Annotated in this window: 16 protein-coding genes and 1 pseudogene; 12 read left to right on the forward strand and 5 right to left on the reverse strand. The window is 68.8% G+C overall.

Annotated features, from left to right (window positions below):
• The first annotated feature begins 33 nt into the window (after window positions 1–33).
• Complete coding sequence (locus tag N177_RS07700; protein WP_023431726.1) at window positions 34–996, forward strand: LysR family transcriptional regulator; 963 nt, start codon at window positions 34–36, stop codon at window positions 994–996.
• A gap of 16 nt (window positions 997–1012) precedes the next feature.
• On the opposite strand, the gene N177_RS07705 is transcribed toward N177_RS07700, so the two are convergent.
• From N177_RS07705 to N177_RS07715, 3 genes are all read right to left on the reverse strand, one after another.
• Window positions 1013–1837, reverse strand: coding sequence for an exodeoxyribonuclease III (locus N177_RS07705; protein WP_023431727.1), 825 nt, complete (start codon window positions 1835–1837; stop codon window positions 1013–1015).
• 116 nt (window positions 1838–1953) lie between these two features.
• Window positions 1954–2298, reverse strand: a complete 345-nt coding sequence (locus N177_RS07710; protein ID WP_023431728.1) for a carboxymuconolactone decarboxylase family protein — start codon at window positions 2296–2298, stop codon at window positions 1954–1956.
• Between the two features lie 19 nt (window positions 2299–2317).
• A complete protein-coding gene (locus N177_RS07715) occupies window positions 2318–3016 on the reverse strand; it encodes a helix-turn-helix domain-containing protein (RefSeq protein WP_023431729.1) in 699 nt (232 codons plus the stop codon).
• A 250-nt stretch (window positions 3017–3266) separates the two neighbouring features.
• On the opposite strand from N177_RS07715, the pseudogene N177_RS22370 reads away from it, so the two are divergent.
• The 10 genes and pseudogenes from N177_RS22370 (at window position 3267) to N177_RS07770 (ending at window position 16048) form a co-directional block, all read left to right on the forward strand.
• Window positions 3267–6147: pseudogene (locus tag N177_RS22370) on the forward strand (nitrate/nitrite transporter).
• Between the two features lie 10 nt (window positions 6148–6157).
• Entirely contained in the window at window positions 6158–9892 is a 3735-nt protein-coding gene (locus N177_RS07730; protein WP_023431732.1) for a nitrate reductase subunit alpha, read from the forward strand.
• Window positions 9889–11415 (forward strand): nitrate reductase subunit beta, encoded by a 1527-nt coding sequence (gene narH / locus N177_RS07735; RefSeq protein WP_023431733.1) that lies wholly within the window; start codon window positions 9889–9891, stop codon window positions 11413–11415. Before N177_RS07730 ends, narH begins: the two co-directional genes overlap by 4 nt.
• Entirely contained in the window at window positions 11415–12161 is a 747-nt protein-coding gene (gene narJ, locus N177_RS07740; RefSeq protein ID WP_023431734.1) for a nitrate reductase molybdenum cofactor assembly chaperone, read from the forward strand. Before narH ends, narJ begins: the two co-directional genes overlap by 1 nt.
• An 11-nt stretch (window positions 12162–12172) precedes the next feature.
• On the forward strand, window positions 12173–12958 hold the full coding sequence (gene narI / locus N177_RS07745; RefSeq protein ID WP_023431735.1) for a respiratory nitrate reductase subunit gamma: 786 nt from the start codon (window positions 12173–12175) through the stop codon (window positions 12956–12958).
• Between the two features lie 5 nt (window positions 12959–12963).
• Window positions 12964–13800, forward strand: coding sequence for a peptidylprolyl isomerase (locus N177_RS07750; RefSeq protein ID WP_023431736.1), 837 nt, complete (start codon window positions 12964–12966; stop codon window positions 13798–13800).
• Window positions 13797–14084: a hypothetical protein gene (locus N177_RS07755; protein ID WP_244444249.1), complete on the forward strand. Its 288-nt coding sequence runs from the start codon at window positions 13797–13799 to the stop codon at window positions 14082–14084. The genes N177_RS07750 and N177_RS07755 overlap by 4 nt, the downstream gene beginning before the upstream one ends.
• Complete coding sequence (locus N177_RS07760) at window positions 14065–14661, forward strand: hemerythrin domain-containing protein (RefSeq protein WP_023431738.1); 597 nt, start codon at window positions 14065–14067, stop codon at window positions 14659–14661. The genes N177_RS07755 and N177_RS07760 overlap by 20 nt, the downstream gene beginning before the upstream one ends.
• Window positions 14658–15251 carry a carbonic anhydrase gene (locus tag N177_RS07765; protein ID WP_023431739.1) on the forward strand — a complete coding sequence of 198 codons (594 nt, stop codon included), beginning with the start codon at window positions 14658–14660 and terminating at the stop codon, window positions 15249–15251. Before N177_RS07760 ends, N177_RS07765 begins: the two co-directional genes overlap by 4 nt.
• A 95-nt stretch (window positions 15252–15346) precedes the next feature.
• Window positions 15347–16048, forward strand: coding sequence for a Crp/Fnr family transcriptional regulator (locus N177_RS07770; RefSeq protein ID WP_023431740.1), 702 nt, complete (start codon window positions 15347–15349; stop codon window positions 16046–16048).
• Here the strand turns inward: N177_RS07770 and N177_RS07775 are convergent, their stop codons facing one another.
• Together N177_RS07775 and N177_RS07780 are read right to left on the reverse strand one after the other, a co-directional pair.
• Entirely contained in the window at window positions 16049–16333 is a 285-nt protein-coding gene (locus N177_RS07775; protein ID WP_023431741.1) for a DUF6522 family protein, read from the reverse strand. It lies immediately after the preceding gene.
• The gene (locus N177_RS07780) at window positions 16330–16590 is read right to left on the reverse strand and encodes a DUF1858 domain-containing protein (RefSeq protein WP_023431742.1); all 261 of its coding nucleotides are present in this window, start codon (window positions 16588–16590) and stop codon (window positions 16330–16332) included. Before N177_RS07780 ends, N177_RS07775 begins: the two co-directional genes overlap by 4 nt.
• A gap of 180 nt (window positions 16591–16770) precedes the next feature.
• On the opposite strand from N177_RS07780, the gene N177_RS07785 reads away from it, so the two are divergent.
• Entirely contained in the window at window positions 16771–17949 is a 1179-nt protein-coding gene (locus N177_RS07785; RefSeq protein ID WP_051402284.1) for an NnrS family protein, read from the forward strand.
• Window positions 17950–18307: the final 358 nt, after the last annotated feature.

Raw genomic sequence — 18307 nt, forward strand, 5'->3', positions numbered from 1 at the left:
TAGGACGGGGCAGCGGGAAATAGGGGCACCGAAATGGACCTGCGCCAGCTCAGGTACTTTTCGAAGGTGGCCGAGCTGCAGAGCTTCACCGCCGCAGCCGAGGTGCTGAACGTCTCGCAGCCGGCGCTCGGGATGCAGATCCGCAAGCTCGAGGAAGAGCTGGGGGTTCCGCTTCTCGTGCGGCATTCGCGGGGGGCCTACGCCACGGATGCAGGGCGGGCACTGGCCGAGCACGCCACGATCATCCTGCGCCGGATCGACGTCGCGCGCGACGAGATGCAGCGCTTCCGGCGGCAGCCGAGCGGCCGGATCCGGCTCGGCATCACCCCCTCGCTCGGCCGGGTCCTGGCGCCGGAGCTGCTCGAGCGCTCGCTCGACCTCATGCCGGAGATCGAGCTGAGCCTGATCCAGGGCTTCGGCGAGCAGCTCGACCGCGAGATGCACGCGGGCCGGCTCGACCTGACCTTCTCGCCGGTGCCGGCCACCGACGGACGATACGAATCCCATACGCTCTTCGGAGAGCGCATGTGCGTCATCGGCGCTCCCGCCCTCCTGGATGGCCTCCGCGAGCCCCTCCGCATCGAGGATCTCGTCGATCTGCCGCTCGCCCTCGACACCCGCGTCACCGAGCTCCGGCGCCGGCTCGACCAGCTGACCACGGAGCGAGGGACGTCGCTGCGCCACGTCGTCGAGATCGATTCGATCACCATCCGAAGGGAGACCGTGATTCGGGGGCATCGAGCCACCATCACGCCCTACGCGCTCTTCGCCGACGAGCTGGAGAGCGGCATAGCGCTCGCGCGCACGCTCGAGGAGCCCGCGCTCGACCGGACGCTCTACCTCAACGTGCCCCGCGCGGCCTCGATGTCTGACGGACAGGCCGCGATCAGGCGACTGATCCTCGAGCTCGTCGAGGAACACGTGGCGAGCGGCCGCTTGAACTGGCTGCCGCGATCCGACGGGGACCGCGTGGTCGACGGAGGCGGCGCGGGCTAGGCCCGGCCCTTCCGCCTCACACGGGCGTCGCGAAGCTCGCGATCACCGGCACGTGGTCGGATGGCCGTGGCCAGTCGCGCGCCTCCTGCAGGACCTCGATGCGCGTGCAGGCGGGGGCGAGGGACGGGGAGGCCCAGACGTGGTCGAGCCGCCGGCCGCGGTTCGACTTGCGCCAGTCCTTGTTGCGGTAGCTCCACCAGGTGAAGAGCTTCTCCGGCGGCGGCACGTGCCGGCGCACCACGTCGACCCAGCCGATCTCGTTCTGGACGCGCGTGAGCCCCTCCGTCTCGACCGGCGTGTGGCTGACGACCTTCAGAAGCTGCTTGTGCGACCAGACGTCGTCCTCGAGTGGGGCGATGTTCAGGTCCCCCACGAGGATCGCGCGCTCCTTGTGGCCTATCTCGTCGGACGCGTCGCGGAACCAGCCGACCATCTCCTCGAGGAAGTCGAGCTTGTGCCTGAACTTCGGGTTCGCGTCGGGGTCGGGCTCGTCCCCGCCGGCGGGAATGTAGAAGTTGTGCAGGCGGATCGGCGTCGGTCCGCCGTCGTCTAGGTCGACGGAGATGTGCCGGCAGTCACCCATGTCGCAGAAGCCGCGCGTCGACTGCGCCGTGAAGGGCACGCGCGAGACGATGGCGACCCCGTGATAGCCCTTCTGCCCGCTGATCGCCATGTGCTCGTAGCCGCGCTTCCTGAGGGCTCCGGACGGGAAATAGGCGTCGGGACACTTCGTCTCCTGCAGGCAGATGACGTCCGGGTTGCGCTCGTCGATCAGGCGCTCGACGAGGTCGATGCGCAGACGGACGGAGTTGATGTTCCAGGAGGCGATGGTCAGCGGCACGGGAGGAAGCACTCGGGGTTGGGTCACGCCCCGTTGCCTAGCGCCTGAGGAAGGTCGGGGCAAGCCGCTGCGCCCGCGGGGCGGCATCCCCCGGCTGCAGTAGCCGGGGGCGCGCGTCAGCCCCGCGTCGCGCGGCCGCCCGGGTCGGTGACGTCCTCGATCCAGGTCAGCACCGCGACCGCCCGGGGAAAGCCGAGGGTCGGGATCGCGTGGAGGGCGACCTGCTTCAGCTCCTCCTTCGTCGCGCCCTCGGCGAGGGCCCGGCGGGCGTGCGAGTGGACGGCGCCCTCGGAGGCCGCACCGATCGCCAGGGCGAGCTTGACGAGGCGCAGCGTCTTGCCCTCGAGCGGCCCGGCCTCGCTGCAGGCCTTCCCGAGCGCGGCATAGGCGTCCCAGATCTCGGGGTAGTTCGCCGCCACGTGCCCGGCGCCGGACGGCAGGTCTTCGGGGTCGATCGCCATTGATTTGCTCCTCACCAGGTCAGGTCGTGTAGTCGTCGATGATCGGGTTTGGCTGTGCCAACTGGCGCAGCCTGTCCGGATCGGCAAGGGTCACGCGGGCGCCGCGCACCTCCACCCCGTGAGGCTTAAGGGCCGTGAAGGCGCGCGAGAGATTCTCCGGCGTCATGCCGAGGCGGGCGGCGAGCACGCGCTTCTCGACACCGAGTTCGACCGTGCCGCTTCCGCCCTGCTCGACGTCGAGGCGCAGGATCCAGTTCGCCAGCCGCTCGGCTCCGGTGCGCAGCTTGTGGTTCTTGAGATCCTTGATGGCGGTGCGGTAGCCGGTGGCGAGCTCCGACACGATGGCCGACATGAAGCTCGTATCCGCCTGCATCGCCTCGCGGACGCTCGCCGCCGGAATCATCAGGATCCGAGACCGCTCGAGCGTCCTGGCGGACTGCAGGTTCACCTGGTCCTTCAGGACGGCGGCGAGGATGAACGTGCCGATCGGATAGACGAAGCTCAGCGTCGTTTCGCGGCCGGCGTTCCTCGCGAACATCTCGACCGCCCCGTCGATGACGACGTGCAGGAAGTCGGCGGGCTCGGCCTCCTCGATCAGAACGAGGCCCGCCGGGAACCGCTGCAGGAAGCTCGACTGCACGAGCATGTCGAACGTCTCCTCCCGCGCGTCGCGGAAGAGGCTGAGGGCTCGGACGTGGTCGAGATCTTCTGAGCGCATTGGCAGTCGGTTCGAGGGCTATCCCTGCGCTGTACCGAGTGGCTTGATAACCGTCAATCGAAATACGCTATTTCGGCAATTATTTCAGCAAATAAAGTCTATCGGCTAGCACGGAAAGTAATACTGCAGTATTGCAGGCTCGGTAACAACACGTAAGTTTGACAAAACGCAAACGGGAAATCCGCCCTCCCGCGCAAGGTGCACCGCATCGCGACCAGCGACTGCACTTCGACCCTTGCGGAGGGGGACCATGAACAGAACCGTCGGCGTCAGCACGGGAGACCAGAACCGCGCCCTTGCGCTGAGCACGATCGCCTTCACCGCGTGTTTCGCGGTGTGGACGATCTTCTCCATCATCGGCGTCCAGATCAAAGCCGAGCTCGGCCTGACGGACACCCAGTTCGGCCTCCTGGTCGGAACGCCGATCCTCACCGGGTCGCTCAGCCGGATCTTCCTCGGCATCTGGACCGACCAGTTCGGCGGCCGGGTCGTCTACGTGACGGTCATGGTGCTCGCCGCGATCGCCACGTTCCTCCTGTCCTACGCAACGACCTACGAGACGATGCTGCTGGCCGCGCTCGGCGTCGGGCTGGCGGGCGGCTCGTTCGCCGTCGGCGTCGCCTACGTGTCGCGCTGGTACCCCTCGGAGAAGCAGGGCACGGCGCTCGGCATCTTCGGCGCCGGCAACGTGGGGGCGGCCGTGACGAAGTTCGTCGCGCCGTTCGTGCTCATCGCGTACGGTTGGACGATGGTCGCGCAGGCCTGGGCCGTGGCGCTCATCGTCATCGCGGCGATCTTCTGGTTCACGACGAAGGATGATCCGGCGCTCGTCGAGCGGCGCCGCCGTGGCGAGCGGGCGCGGGGCGCGCTCCTGTCGCTCGAGCCCCTGAAGAGGCTCCAGGTCTGGCGCTTCGCCCTCTACTACTTCTTCGTCTTCGGCGCCTTCGTCGCGCTCGCCCTGTGGCTGCCGCGCTACCTCGTCGGCGTCTACGGCATGGACATCAAGACGGCCGGCATGATCGCCGCCTTCTACTCCGTGCCGGCCTCGATCTTCCGCGCCTATGGCGGCTACCTCTCCGACCGGTACGGCGCGCGCACCATCATGTACTGGACGTTCGGCGTCTCCGCCGTCGCCCTCTTCTTCCTCTCGTACCCGGCGACCGACTACGTCGTGCACGGCATCGACGGCGACATCGGCTTCTCGATGGCGATGGGCGTGATCCCCTTCATCGTGCTCATCTTCACGCTCGGCTTCTTCATGTCGCTCGGCAAGGCGGCCGTCTACAAGCACATCCCCGTCTACTACCCCGAGCATGTCGGCTCGGTCGGCGGCCTCGTCGGCATGATCGGCGGCCTCGGCGGCTTCGTCCTGCCGATCGTGTTCGGCATGATGAACGATCTCACCGGCATCTGGACGAGCTGCTTCATGGTGCTCTTCCTGCTCGTCGCGATCGCCTTCGTCTGGATGCACGTCTCGATCCTGGTGATGGAGCGGCGTGCCGCGGCCGAGAGCCTGAAGAGCCTGCCGGAACTGCCGGAGATGCAGCCGATCCACGAGCCGCATCACGGGCCGGCCCTGCGGCCGGGCGAGGCGCCGAAGCCTGCCGGTGCCGCCGCCGGAGCCCGTCCGGCCCCCGCCGAATAGCGACACGAGCCCGCGCGCCGGGCCGGCAAGCCCGGCGCGCGCTCCCAGGTCTCACAAAGGATCAGCCCCGATGTCCTCGCATGTCCTCACCGACTGGCGTCCCGAAGACGCCGAGTTCTGGCGCCGGAGCGGCCGCCGCGTCGCCAGCCGCAACCTCTGGATCTCGATCCCCTGCCTGCTCCTCGCCTTCGCGGTGTGGATGGTGTGGTCGGTCGTCGTCGCGAAGCTGCCGCTCGTCGGCTTCGACTACACGACGAACCAGCTCTTCTGGCTCGCCGCCCTGCCGGGCCTGTCGGGCGCGACGTTCCGGATCTTCTACTCCTTCATGGTGCCGATCTTCGGCGGCCGGCTGTGGACGACGCTGACCACGGCGTCGCTCCTCGTCCCGGCCCTCGGCATCGGCTTCGCCGTGCAGAGCCCCGAGACGCCCTACTGGGTGTTCGTGGCGCTCGCGCTGCTCTGCGGCCTCGGCGGCGGCAACTTCGCCTCCTCGATGGCGAACATCTCGTTCTTCTATCCGAAGAGCCAGAAGGGGAACGCCCTGGCGCTGAATGCCGGTCTCGGCAATCTCGGTGTCTCCGTCGTCCAGTTCGTCGTGCCGCTCGTCATTACCCTCGGCGTGTTCGGCACGATCGGCGGAGAGCCGCAGACGGCGGGCGAGGGGACGCGGCTCTTCGTTCAGAACGCGGGCTTCGTCTGGGTGCCGTTCCTGATCGTGGCGTCGCTCGCGGCCTGGTTCGGCATGGACGACATCGCCGCGGCCCGCGCCTCCTTCGCCGAGCAGTCGGTGATCTTCAAGCGGAAGCACAACTGGGCGATGTGCTGGCTCTACACCGGCACGTTCGGCTCCTTCATCGGCTATTCCGCGGGCTTCCCGCTGTTGATGAAGACCCAGTTCCCCGAGGTGGACGCGCTCGCCTTTGCCTTCCTCGGCCCGCTCGTCGGGGCGGTCTCCCGCTCGCTGACCGGCTGGATCTCCGACCGCTGGGGCGGTGGCCGCGTCACCTTCTTCGTGTTCGTCGGCATGATCGTCGCGGTCTACGGCGTGCTGCAGTTCCTGCCGCTCGGCGACAGCGCGGGCAATTTCTGGGGCTTCTTCGCCTGCTTCATGGCGCTGTTCTTCCTGACGGGCGTCGGCAACGCATCGACCTTCCAGATGATCCCCGCGATCATGCGGAAGGACATGGACCGGCTGATGCCGCAGGCCGACGCCGCGACGAAGCAGCGCCAGTCCGACAAGGAGTCGGCCGCAATCATCGGCTTCACCTCCGCGATCGCCGCCTACGGCGCCTTCTTCATCCCCAAGAGCTACGGCACCTCGATCGCCATGACCGGCGGCCCCGAGGCCGCGCTCTGGGCCTTCATGATCTTCTACGCGACCTGCGTGGCGCTGACCTGGGCGCTCTACACGCGGAAGGGCGGCCACCTCCACGACGTGGAGCACAAGGCCCGCACCTCCGCCGCGCCGCTCGCGCCTGCCGAATAAGGAGGACGAGATGTCCCATTTCCTCGACCGGCTGACCTTCTTCGAGAAGGACGTCGACACCTTTTCCGACGGGCACGGCATCGTCACGAACGAGGACCGTTCCTGGGAGGACGGCTACCGCTCTCGCTGGAGCCACGACAAGATCGTCCGCTCGACGCACGGCGTGAACTGCACGGGCTCGTGCTCCTGGAAGATCTACGTCAAGGGCGGCATCGTCACCTGGGAGACGCAGCAGACGGACTATCCGCGGACGCGGCCCGACCTGCCGAACCACGAGCCGCGCGGCTGCGCGCGCGGCGCGAGCTACAGCTGGTACCTCTATTCCGGCGCGCGGGTGAAGTACCCGATGATCCGCGGACGGCTCCTGAAGCTGTGGCGCGAGGCGCGGGTGCTGCGCACCCCCGTCGCCGCCTGGGCCTCGATCGTCGAGGACAAGGAGAAGCGCGACGCCTACACCTCGATCCGCGGCCATGGCGGCTTCGTCCGCTCGACCTGGGACGAGGTCAACGAGATCATCGCCGCGGCGAACGCCTACACCGCGAAGACCTATGGGCCCGACCGCGTCATCGGCTTCTCGCCGATCCCGGCCATGTCGATGGTCTCCTACGCGGCCGGCTCGCGCTACCTGTCGCTGCTCGGCGGCGTGTGCATGTCGTTCTACGACTGGTACTGCGACCTGCCGCCGGCCTCTCCCCAGACCTGGGGCGAGCAGACCGACGTGCCGGAATCGGCCGACTGGTACAATGCCGGCTTCCTGATGGTCTGGGGCTCGAACGTGCCGCAGACGCGCACGCCCGACGCGCACTTCTACACGGAGGTCCGCTACAAGGGCACGAAGTCCGTCGTCGTCAGCCCCGACTACGCCGAGGCGACGAAATTCGCCGACCTCTGGCTCGCGCCGAAGCAGGGGACCGACGCCGCCCTCGCGCTCGCCATGGGCCACGTCATCCTGCGCGAGTATCACCTCGACCGGCAGGCGGCCTATTTCGAGGACTACGCCCGCCGCTACTCCGACATGCCGATGCTCGTCCGGCTCGTCGAGAAGGACGGCCGCTACGTGGCCGACCGGCTGCTGCGCGCCGACGAGATGCCGGACGCCCTCGGCGAGACGAACAACCCGGAGTGGAAGACCGTCGCGATCGACGAGACCACGGGCGCGTTCGTCGCGCCGCGCGGCTCGGTCGGCTATCGCTGGGGCGAACAGGGCAAGTGGAGCCTCGAGCAGAAGGACGGCGCCGGCAACGACGTCGACCTCAAGCTCTCCCTGATCGAGGAGCCCGAGGAGGTCGTCTCCGTCGGCTTCCCCTATTTCGGCGGCCGCGCGACCGAGCACTTCGTGAAGACCGAGCACGCCGAGGTGATCGACCGCAACGTGCCGGCGAAGCGCGTGCAGCTGAAGGACGGCGAGGCGCTGGTCGCCACCGTGTTCGACCTCTTCTGCGCGAATTACGGCCTCGACCGGGGCCTCGGCGGCGACAACGTCGCGACGTCCTACGACGACGACGTGCCGTTCACGCCGGCCTGGGCCGAGAAGATCACCGGCGTCCGCCGTGGCGACATCATCGCCACTGCGCGCGAGTTCGCCACGAACGCCGAGAAGACGAACGGGCGCTCGATGGTGATCCTCGGCGCCGGCCTGAACCACTGGTACCACATGGACATGAACTACAGGGGGATCATCAACCTCCTGATCATGTGCGGCTGCATCGGGCAGTCGGGCGGCGGCTGGTCGCACTATGTGGGCCAGGAGAAGCTCAGGCCGCAGACCGGCTGGCAGCCGCTCGCCTTCGCGCTCGACTGGGGCCGCCCGCCGCGGCACCAGAACTCGACCTCGTTCTGGTACGCCCACACCGACCAGTGGCGCTACGAGCAGGTGGGCGTCGACGAGATCCTGTCGCCGACCGCGCCTCCGGGGGACTGGTCGGGCTCGATGATCGACTACAACGTGCGCGCCGAGCGCATGGGGTGGCTTCCTTCGGCGCCGCAGCTGAAGGAGAACCCGCTGACGATCGCCGGCAAGGCGAAGGAGGCGGGGCTCGAGCCGAAGGACTACGTCGCGAAGGCCCTGAAATCGGGCGAGCTTCAGATGTCGTGCCACGACCCGGACGACCCGGCGAACTGGCCGCGCAACCTGTTCGTCTGGCGCTCGAACCTGCTGGGGTCGTCCGGCAAGGGCCACGAGTACTTCCTGAAGCACCTTCTCGGCACCCGCCACGGCGTGCTCGGGAAGGATCTCGGCGCCGAAGGCCAGACGCGGAACGCCGAGGTCGTCTGGCACGACAAGGCGCCCGAAGGAAAGCTCGACCTCCTCGTCACGCTCGACTTCCGCATGTCCACGACCTGCGTCTACTCCGACATCGTGCTTCCGACGGCCACCTGGTACGAGAAGAACGACCTCAACACCTCCGACATGCATCCCTTCATCCACCCGCTCTCGGCGGCGACCGACCCGGCGTGGGAGGCCCGCTCGGACTGGGAGATCTACAAGGGGATCGCGAAGCGCTTCTCCGAGATCGCGCCGGAGGTGCTGGGCCGCGAGACCGACGTCGTCCTGACGCCGATCCTGCACGACACGCCGGGCGAGATCGCCCAGGCCTACGACGTGAAGGACTGGAAGAAGGGCGAGGTCGAGCCGATCCCCGGCAAGACGATGCCGCAGGTCGCGGTCGTCGAGCGCGACTACCCGAACCTCTACAGGCGCTTCACCGCGCTCGGGCCGCTCCTCGAGACCGTCGGCAACGGCGGCAAGGGCATCGCCTGGAACACCGAGGTCGAGGTCGAGCACCTGAAGGAGCTGAACGGTGTCGTGACCGAGGAGGGCCCCACGAAGGGCCTCGCGAGGATCGACACCGACATCGACGCGACCGAGGTCATCCTGATGCTTGCGCCGGAGACGAACGGCGAGGTCGCGGTGAAGGCCTGGGAGGCGCTGTCGAAGGCCACGGGCCGCGAGCACGCCCATCTCGCTTTGCCGAAGGAGGACGAGAAGATCCGCTTCCGCGACGTCCAGGCCCAGCCGAGGAAGATCATCTCCTCGCCGACCTGGTCGGGCATCGAGTCCGAGAAGGTCTGCTACAACGCCGGCTACACGAACGTCCACGAGCTCATTCCGTGGCGCACGCTGACCGGCCGCCAGCAGCTCTACCAGGACCATCTGTGGATGCGGGCCTTCGGCGAGACCTTCGTCACCTGGAAGCCGCCGGTCGACCTGAAGACGATCGCCGGCATCAAGGGGCGGGTGCCGAACGGCCATGGCGAGGTGGTGCTGAACTTCATCACGCCGCACCAGAAGTGGGGCATCCACTCGACCTACTCGGACAACCTGATGATGCTCACGCTCAACCGCGGCGGACCCGTCGTGTGGCTGAGCGAGACGGACGCGAAGGCGGCCGGCATCCTCGATAACGACTGGGTCGAGGTCTACAACCAGAATGGCGCCCTGACGGCCCGCGCGGTCGTCTCCCAGCGCGTCAACCCGGGCATGGTCATGATGTACCACGCCCAGGAGAAGATCGTGAACACGCCGGGATCCGAGATCACCGGCCTGCGCGGCGGCATCCACAACTCGGTGACCCGCGCCACCCTCAAGCCCACCCACATGATCGGCGGCTACGCCCAGCAGTCCTACGGCTTTAACTACTACGGCACGGTCGGCTCGAACCGGGACGAGTTCGTGATCGTCAGGAAGATGGAGAACGTCGACTGGCTGGAAGGCCCGCTCGAGCCCCAGGAGGCCGCAGAATGAAGATCCGCGCGCAGATCGCGATGGTGCTGAACCTCGACAAGTGCATCGGGTGTCACACCTGCTCGGTGACGTGCAAGAACGTCTGGACGAACCGGGAAGGCGTCGAATACGCCTGGTTCAACAACGTCGAGACGAAGCCCGGCATCGGCTATCCCAAGGAGTGGGAGAACCAGAAGAAATGGAATGGCGGCTGGACCCGCCGCAAGGACGGCAGGATCGAGCCGCGGATGGGCGCGAAGTGGCGCATCCTTTCGAAGATCTTCGCCAATCCCGACCTGCCGGAGATCGACGACTACTACGAACCCTTCACCTTCGACTACGAGCACCTGCACACGGCGAAGGAGAGCCAGGCCTCTCCGACGGCGCGGCCGCGCTCGCTCGTCACCGGCGAGCGGATGGAGAAGATCGAGTGGGGCCCGAACTGGGAAGAGATCCTTGGCGGCGAGTTCGAGAAGCGCTCGAAGGACGTGAACTTCGAGGGTGTCCAGAAGGACATCTACGGGCAGTTCGAAAACACCTTCATGATGTACCTGCCGAGGCTGTGCGAGCACTGCCTCAATCCGACCTGCGCGGCGGCCTGCCCCTCCGGGGCGATCTACAAGCGCGAGGAGGACGGCATCGTCCTGATCGACCAGGACAAGTGCCGCGGCTGGCGCATGTGCGTCTCGGGCTGCCCGTACAAGAAGGTCTATTACAACTGGTCCTCGGGCAAATCGGAGAAGTGCATCATGTGCTTCCCGCGCATCGAGGCCGGCATGCCGACCGTGTGCGCGGAGACCTGCGTCGGCCGCATCCGGTATCTCGGCGTCATCCTCTATGACGCCGACGGCATCGAGGCGGCGGCGAGCGCGCCCGACGAGGAAAGCCTCTACGAGGAGCAGCTGAAGCTCTTCCTCGATCCGAGCGACCCCAAGGTCATCGAGCAGGCGCGCGCCGACGGCGTGCCGGAGCAGTGGCTCGAGGCCGCGAGGCGCTCGCCGGTCTACAAGATGGCGATCGACTGGAAGATCGCTTTCCCGTTGCATCCGGAATACCGGACGCTGCCGATGGTCTGGTACGTGCCGCCGCTCTCGCCGATCCAGTCGGCCGCGGCGTCGGGGCAGATCGGCATGGAAGGCGAGATGCCCGACGTGAAGTCGCTGCGCATCCCGGTGAAGTACCTCGCGAACCTCTTGACGGCAGGCAACGAGGAGCCGGTGGTTCTCGGCCTCGAGCGCATGCTCGCGATGCGCGCCTACATGCGGGCGAAGACGGTCGACGGCGTCATCGACGAGGGGCTGGCTGAGAAGGTCGGCCTGACCGGCGCCGAGATCGAGGAGATGTACCGCTACCTCGCCATCGCCAACTACGAGGACCGCTTCGTCATCCCGACGACGAAGCGCGAGGTCGGCGAGGATACCTACGACCTCAGAGGCTCCTGCGGCTTCTCCTTCGGCAACGGCTGCTCGGGCGGCGACAGCGAGACGAACCTCTTCGCCACGAAGAAGAAGGCTCGTGCCAGGAACCCGATGGAGGTCGCGTGATGGCCATGACGTTCAAGGCGCTGTCGGCGCTGCTCAGCTACCCGACGGAGGACCTGCAGGCGGCATTGCCCCGGATCCGGGAGGTTCTCCGCGAGGAGGGCCTCCTCGGCCGGCGCGAGCGCCGGGCCCTCGAGGTTCTGATCTCGGAGCTCGAGACGGCCGACCTCTATGACGCGCAGGAGCGCTACTGCCTCCTGTTCGACCGGTCCCGGTCGCTGTCGCTGCACCTCTTCGAGCACGTGCACGGCGAGAGCCGCGACCGCGGGCAGGCCATGGTCGACCTTCTCCGGCACTACGAAGAGCACGGCTTCCGGGTGACGGCGAAGGAGCTGCCGGATTTCGTGCCGCTGTTCCTGGAGTTCCTGTCGCTTCTGCCGGAGGCCGAGGCGCGGGCGCTGCTCGCGGAGCCGGCCGAGATCCTCGGCGGTCTGGAGGAGCGTCTCGCGAAGCGTCGCTCGCCCTATGCCGCGGTCTTCAAGGCACTGGCGTCGATCGCGAGGCTTCCCGTCTCCGGCGGTCGGCGCGAGCTTGCCGCCTGCGGTGCGGACGAGGTCGCCTGGGCGGACGAGGCCGACGTGGCCTGGGTCGAGGATCCGCAGGATCTGAAGGCCCTCGATGCCGAATGGGAGGAGACCTCGGTCACCTTCGGTCCCGGCGAGGCCGGCGGCGACGCCTGCAGCCGCGACCGCCTGATGACCCGCCTGCGCGCTGCCGCGCGCAGCGTCGTGCAACCCCGCGCCGAATGATGGAGGGCGCCATGGCTCAGTACATCAACTCCGCCGTCTTCGGCTGGTACCCCTATCTCTGCCTGACCGTCTTCCTGCTCGGCAGCCTGATCCGCTTCGACCGGGAGCAGTATTCCTGGAAGACCGGCTCGAGCCAGCTCCTGCGCCGCAAGCAGCTGATGTGGGGCTCGAACCTCTTTCACGTCGGCATCCTGGTGATCTTCCTCGGTCACGCGGCCGGTCTCCTCACGCCGATCGGGGTCTTCGACTTCGTCGGCATCGGCCACGGCTTCAAGCAGGGGATGGCGATCGTGATCGGCGGCGTCGCGGGCGTCGTGTGCTTCGTCGGGATCTCGCTCCTCGCCCACCGGCGTCTGTTCGACCCGCGCATCCGCGCGACGTCGAGCTTCGGCGACACGGCGATCCTGCTCATTCTCTGGGTGCAACTCGTGCTCGGCCTGATGACGATCTTCGTGTCGCTGAACCACATGGACGGCCGCGAGATGGTGAAGTTCATGTCCTGGGCGCAGGGCATCGTCACCTTCCAGCCGCAGGCCGCCGCCTTCGTCGCGGACGTCAACCCGATCTTCAAGGCGCACCTCTTCCTCGGCATGACGATCTTCCTCGTCTTCCCGTTCACGAGGCTCGTCCACGCCTGGAGCGTGCCGGTCTGGTATCTCGGGCGGCAGGGCTTCCAGGTCGTGCGCACGAAACGCCCGCTCGGGAAGACAGTCCGGCGCCCGGCAGTGGCGGGGTCCCGCCCGGTCACCGCGCCGGCGGCGCGCCCGACCCGTCCCGCGGCCGTGCCGGCGGAGTGAGCGCCATGGAGATCGTCGGCCTTCACACCCGCCCCGCCGCCAAGGGGCCGCTCCCGGTGCGCGTCAACGGCGTCGAGATCTCGCGGGCGGCCATCGCCCGGGAGATCCAGAACCACCCGGCGGAGGACGCGGCCACGGCCGCCCGGGAGACCGCGCGGGCCCTCGTCGTCCGCGAGCTCCTCCTGCAGGAAGCGACAAGGCTCGGCATCGAGGCGGATCCGATGACCGACGCCGACGACCGGCGCGAGACCGAGGAGGAGGCCCTGATCCGCCGGCTCCTCGACGAGGAGGTGAAGACCCCTCGCGCCGACCAGGACGCCTGCCGCCGCTTCTACGAGGCGAACCTGAAGCGCTTCCGCTCGGAGGATCTCTACGAGGCGGCGCACATCCTTTTCGCGGCGCGGGCCGACGACCCGGACGCCCACGCCTCGGCGGTCGCGCAGGCGATGGCGGCGATCCGCTCGCTGCGCGAGAAGCGCTCCCGCTTCGCCGGGATGGCGGAAGCGCTCTCGGCCTGCCCGTCGGGCAAGGTCGGCGGGAGCCTGGGCCAGCTCACGGCCGGGCAGGTGACGCCGGAGTTCGCCGACGCGCTTTCGCGGATGCAGCCGGGCGAGATCAGCGCCGCGCCCGTGACGACCCGCTACGGCGCCCACGTCATCCGGCTCGACCGCAGGATCGAGGGTCGCACGCTGCCGTTCGAGGTGGTGGAGGACAGGATCGCCGCCTATCTCGAAGACAGCGTTTGGCGCCGGGCCGTGGCCCAGTACATCCAGATTCTGGCCGGCCGCGCCGCCATCGAGGGCCTGACCCTCGACGCGGCGGCGAGCCCCCTCGTGCAGTGAGAGACATCATGCTCGGCGACCTGATCGCGCAGCTCAACGACCCGGGCGTGGCGGAGACCACGCTCATCGACTGCGGCGACATCGTGCTCCTGACGCAGGCCCGCAGCGCGGCCGACCATGCGGGCGTCCCGCTCGGGGACTATGCGGCCGGCGTCGTGCGGCGCTTCATGGACGGTGCCGACGACGACGCCTGGGTGCAACTGATCGGCGCCATGAACCGGAGCGACGAGCCCGGCCTCGCGGCGATCCGCACGATCCTCAGCCATGCCGTCGCCAGCCACTGAGGCGCGTGCGGGCGGACCGCGCCGGTCGCGGCAGTATCTCGACGCGCTGCCCGTCGGGCTTCTTTCGAAGCCGCTCGCCTACCTGATGGCCGACCATCTGCGACAGCGCGTGCTGTGTCATGTGCTCGACCGGCTGGCGGAGGAAGACGAAACCGACGCGGGCGCGGCCGCCGACGTCGCGTGGCACCTGCAACACGAGATGCGGCTCCACGTCATCGACGAGGAGGAGGATCTCTTCCCCCTGCTGCGCCGCCGCGGGCAGGGCGACGAAGTCGTCGGCGAGGTGCTCGGGCGGCTGGCGCTCGATCACGAGCTCGACGCGGCGATGTCGCGGGAGATCGTCCAGGGTCTCGCCGCCGTGATCGCGGCGCCCGCCGGGGCGGACATGCCGGAGGCCCTGCGCGAGGTGCTCCGGGCCCTCGCGCGCAATCAGCGCCAGCACGTGGCCCTCGAGAACGCGGTCGTGATTCCGCTCGCCAAGCAGAGGCTGACGCGGGAGGACCTGCGCAACCTGTCGCTGCGCATGGCGGCGCGGCGCGGCGTCATGGTGCGGCTGAAGGAGCACGAGCCCGCATGATCTCGGACCTTCTCGCGAGCAACAGGGCGTGGGCGGCCGCGAAGAACCGGGACGAGCCGGACTTCTTTCCCCGCCTCGCGCAGCAGCAGGCGCCGGAGGCCCTGTGGATCGGCTGCTCGGACAGCCGCGTGCCGGCGAACGAGATCGTCGGCCGTGACCCGGGCGAGCTCTTCGTCCACCGCAACGTGGCGAACCTCGCTCTGCCGACCGACCTCAACATGCTGTGCGTCCTCGCCTACGCCGTCGACGTCCTGAAGGTGCGCCACGTCATCGTCTGCGGCCACTATGGCTGCGGCGGCGTGATGGCCGCAGCCGACGGCTGCCGGCACGGGCTGCTCGATCACTGGCTCGAGCCGATCCGCGAGGTTCACCGGGAGAACGAGAGCGCCCTCTCGGCGATCAATAGCGAGGTGGGCCGGGTCAACCATCTCTGCGAGCTGAACGTGGTGCGCCAGGTGGGCAATGTCGCGCGGACACCCATCGTGAGGGATGCCTGGACGCGCGGACAGCCACTGTCCCTCCACGGCTGGATCTACGGCCTCTCCGACGGCCTCGTCCGGGATCTCGGCGTCACCGTCTCGCAGCCCTGACAGGGCGCTCCGGCACGCCGCGGGGAGTAACGGGGTCGATCTCGCCGCCGGCTTCGTGCATTGCTTGGTGGTTCCCGCCCGGAAAGGGAGACGCCATGCCGGCACGGAGCCTCGACCGTTCGCTGATCCGCGGCCTCGACATCTTCGCCTCCATGCAGGAGGACGATCTGGAAGCCGTGCTGGAGGGCGCGAGCGCCCGCCAGGTGCCGGCCGGCACCCCCGTGTTCGAGCAGGGCGCGGAGGCGCGCGAGTTCTTCCTCCTGCTGCACGGCCACCTCAAGGTCGTCCAGACCACCCCGGACGGCCAGCAGGTCGTGGTGCGCCACGTCAATCCAGGCGACATATACGGCATCGCGAAGGCGCTGCGGCGGACCGACTATCCCGCGACCTCGATCGCGGTGGTCGACAGCCTCACCCTCGCCTGGCCCTCGAGCCGCTGGGACCCTCTCGTCGCGCGCAATCCCGTCCTGGCGACGAATGCGCTGCAGACGGTGGGGCAGCGCCTGCAGGATGCCCACGCGCGGATCCGGGAGCTGTCGACGGAAGAGGTCGAGCGCCGGGTCGCCCATGCGGTGCTGCGGCTCGTCCAGCAGGCCGGCCGGAAGACGGAGGAGGGGGTCCTCATCGACTTCCCCGTCACCCGCCAGGACATCGCCGAAATGACCGGCACGACGCTGCACACGGTGAGCCGCGTGATGAGCGCCTGGGAGGCGAAGGGGCTCGTCGCGAGCGGCCGCAAGCGGATCGTCGTGCTCGACCCCCATCGCCTCGTCGCGCTCGCCGACGCGGCCGAGTGATCACCCCCGCCTGGCCGCCGGCGGCATTCCTGCTGCGCCGTAGTCGAGGACGCTGCGCCTGAGGATCTGGCCGTCGGGGCCGACGACGAGGCGCAGGCGCGCGTTGCGATGGAAGAAGGTGAGGCGGGTGCGCCCCTCGTCCTCCTCCAGTCCACGCTCGACCCGGGAGGTGATGAGGCCCTCCCGCATCAGCACCGGGATACGCTCCGGCGGAAGCCCGAAGGCCTCGGCAAGCACGCTCGCCTCGACCTCGACGCCGTCCCGCGTGAAGCTGACGTCGTTCATGTCGCCTGTCCTTCTTCCTGCGTCCGCGCCCGGCCCGGTTCCCCTTCGGCGACGGTGGCCTCGATCTCCGCGAGGAACGTGGCGAGGTCCATCTCGTGATCCCGGCAGGCGTCGCGGACCGTGTGCAGCCGGGCGACGGGGCACCCCACGCACCTCATGCGGTGGCGCAGGAACACCGGAATCGTGCCCCTGTGCGCGGACATCAGCACGTGGACCGGCATCTCCGGCGAGATCGGGATGGGCGGAACGGGAGACATGATACGCGAGCCTTCGTGAACTTCGCATCCTTGTAGCGGAGCGCGCCCGCGCGCTCGTTGTTCCGGAGCAAGGAGGGGCAACGGTCGAGACGCTGCCCCGCGAACTCCTTGCGCTGCCGCAAGGACGCTCCGCCCGCCCGGTGCGAAACGTACGGCCGAAAGGAGCCTTCGCCCGTGCCCATGTCGCCTGCCCTTGCCGCCAGCCGGTCGCGCCGCGAGGCCGGCTGGCTCTTCGCGGCTCCGTTCCGCCCCTTCTTCCTCTTCGCCTCGCTCCATGCGGCGGCCTCGGTGCCCGTCTGGGTATGGATATACGTGTCGGGCGCGAACGAGGTCGCCCACATGCCGCCCCTCGTCTGGCATGCCCACGAGATGGTGTTCGGCTACCTGCCGGCGGTGATGGCCGGCTACCTCCTCTCCTCGACGCCGAACTGGACGGGGCGGCTGCCGGCCTCCGGCTGGCCGCTCGCCGGGCTCGTCTCGATCTGGCTCGCGGGCCGCACCGTGCCGCTCGTCGCGCCCGCCGCCGTGGGCCTCCTCGTCGATGCGGCCTTCCCGCTCGCCGTCGCCTTCGTGCTGATGCGCGAGGCCCGGGCCGGGCGCGCGGCGCAGTCGCGCCACGGCCTGATGCTGTTTCCGCTGCTCGCCGCAGGGTCGATCGCCCACAGGCTCTTCGCGGGCGATCATGATGTCGCTTCCCTCCTTGCGAGGCTCGGCATCGCCGTCGGCATCCTGCTCATCGCCGCCGTCGGCGGGCGGCTCGTGCCGAGCCTGACGCGCAACGCGCTCGCTGCCGGCGGGGCGGAGCGCGTGCCCGAACCCTACGGGCGCTTCGACGTCGTCGTCCTCCTCATCGGATCCGCGGCGCTCGCCGGCTGGGTCGCGGCGCCGGCGAGCGTGATCTCCGGGGCGCTCCTCGCGGCGGCCACCCTCCTGCATCTCGTCCGCCTGGCCCGCTGGCGCGGCTGGCTCCTGCGGGCGGCGGACGTGCTGGCGCTTCACCTCGGCTGTCTCTGGCTGGTCGTCGGCACCGGGCTCGCGGCGCTGGCGGCCGATCCCCCGGGCGCCGTTCCGCCGGATGCGGCGCTCCATGCCTTCAGCGCGGGCGCGATCGGCGTCATGACGATGGCGGTGATGGCGAGGCTCGCGGCGACACGCGGCGTGACGGGGCACGCGAGGGCGGACCTCGCGCTCTGGGCGCTCGGGCTCGTCAACGCGGGCGCGGTCCTCAGGGTGGCCGCGCCGATGGCGGGGGTGGACCATCTCCCGCTCCTCGTCGCCGGCGCCGCGCTCTGGTCCGGAGGCTTCGCGCTCTTCGCGCTCGCGATGATCTTCGGCCGGAAGCACCGGCCGGCCCGCTGACCGGGCCCCGCAACGCGTCTCCAGGATCGGGGGGAGGGACGGGGAAACGTCGCGGAGAGCGGGGTTTCCGTGGGCCGGCGCCGCTGCTGACGCTAGGGAGTCCGGGCTTTCGCGGCAATCGTCACGAAAACTTCGCAACCGCCGAAAAAACCCGTTGACGCGAAAATCGGCTCCCCCTATATACGCATCACCGACGGCGACGGGGCGCTCTGCTCCTTCCGGGGTTCCGGCCCTGGATGTTCGCCGATTTGGTCTTTACAAGATATCGCGATTGCGGCAGGGTCCTGGGGTTTCGGCTTTGGGGATTGCGGATTGCGCCTTGGGCATTGCCCGAGGGTGGAGGGTTTTGCTGCTTTGA

Source organism: Lutibaculum baratangense AMV1 (assembly GCF_000496075.1).
Classification (GTDB): Bacteria; Pseudomonadota; Alphaproteobacteria; order Rhizobiales; family Tepidamorphaceae; genus Lutibaculum; species Lutibaculum baratangense.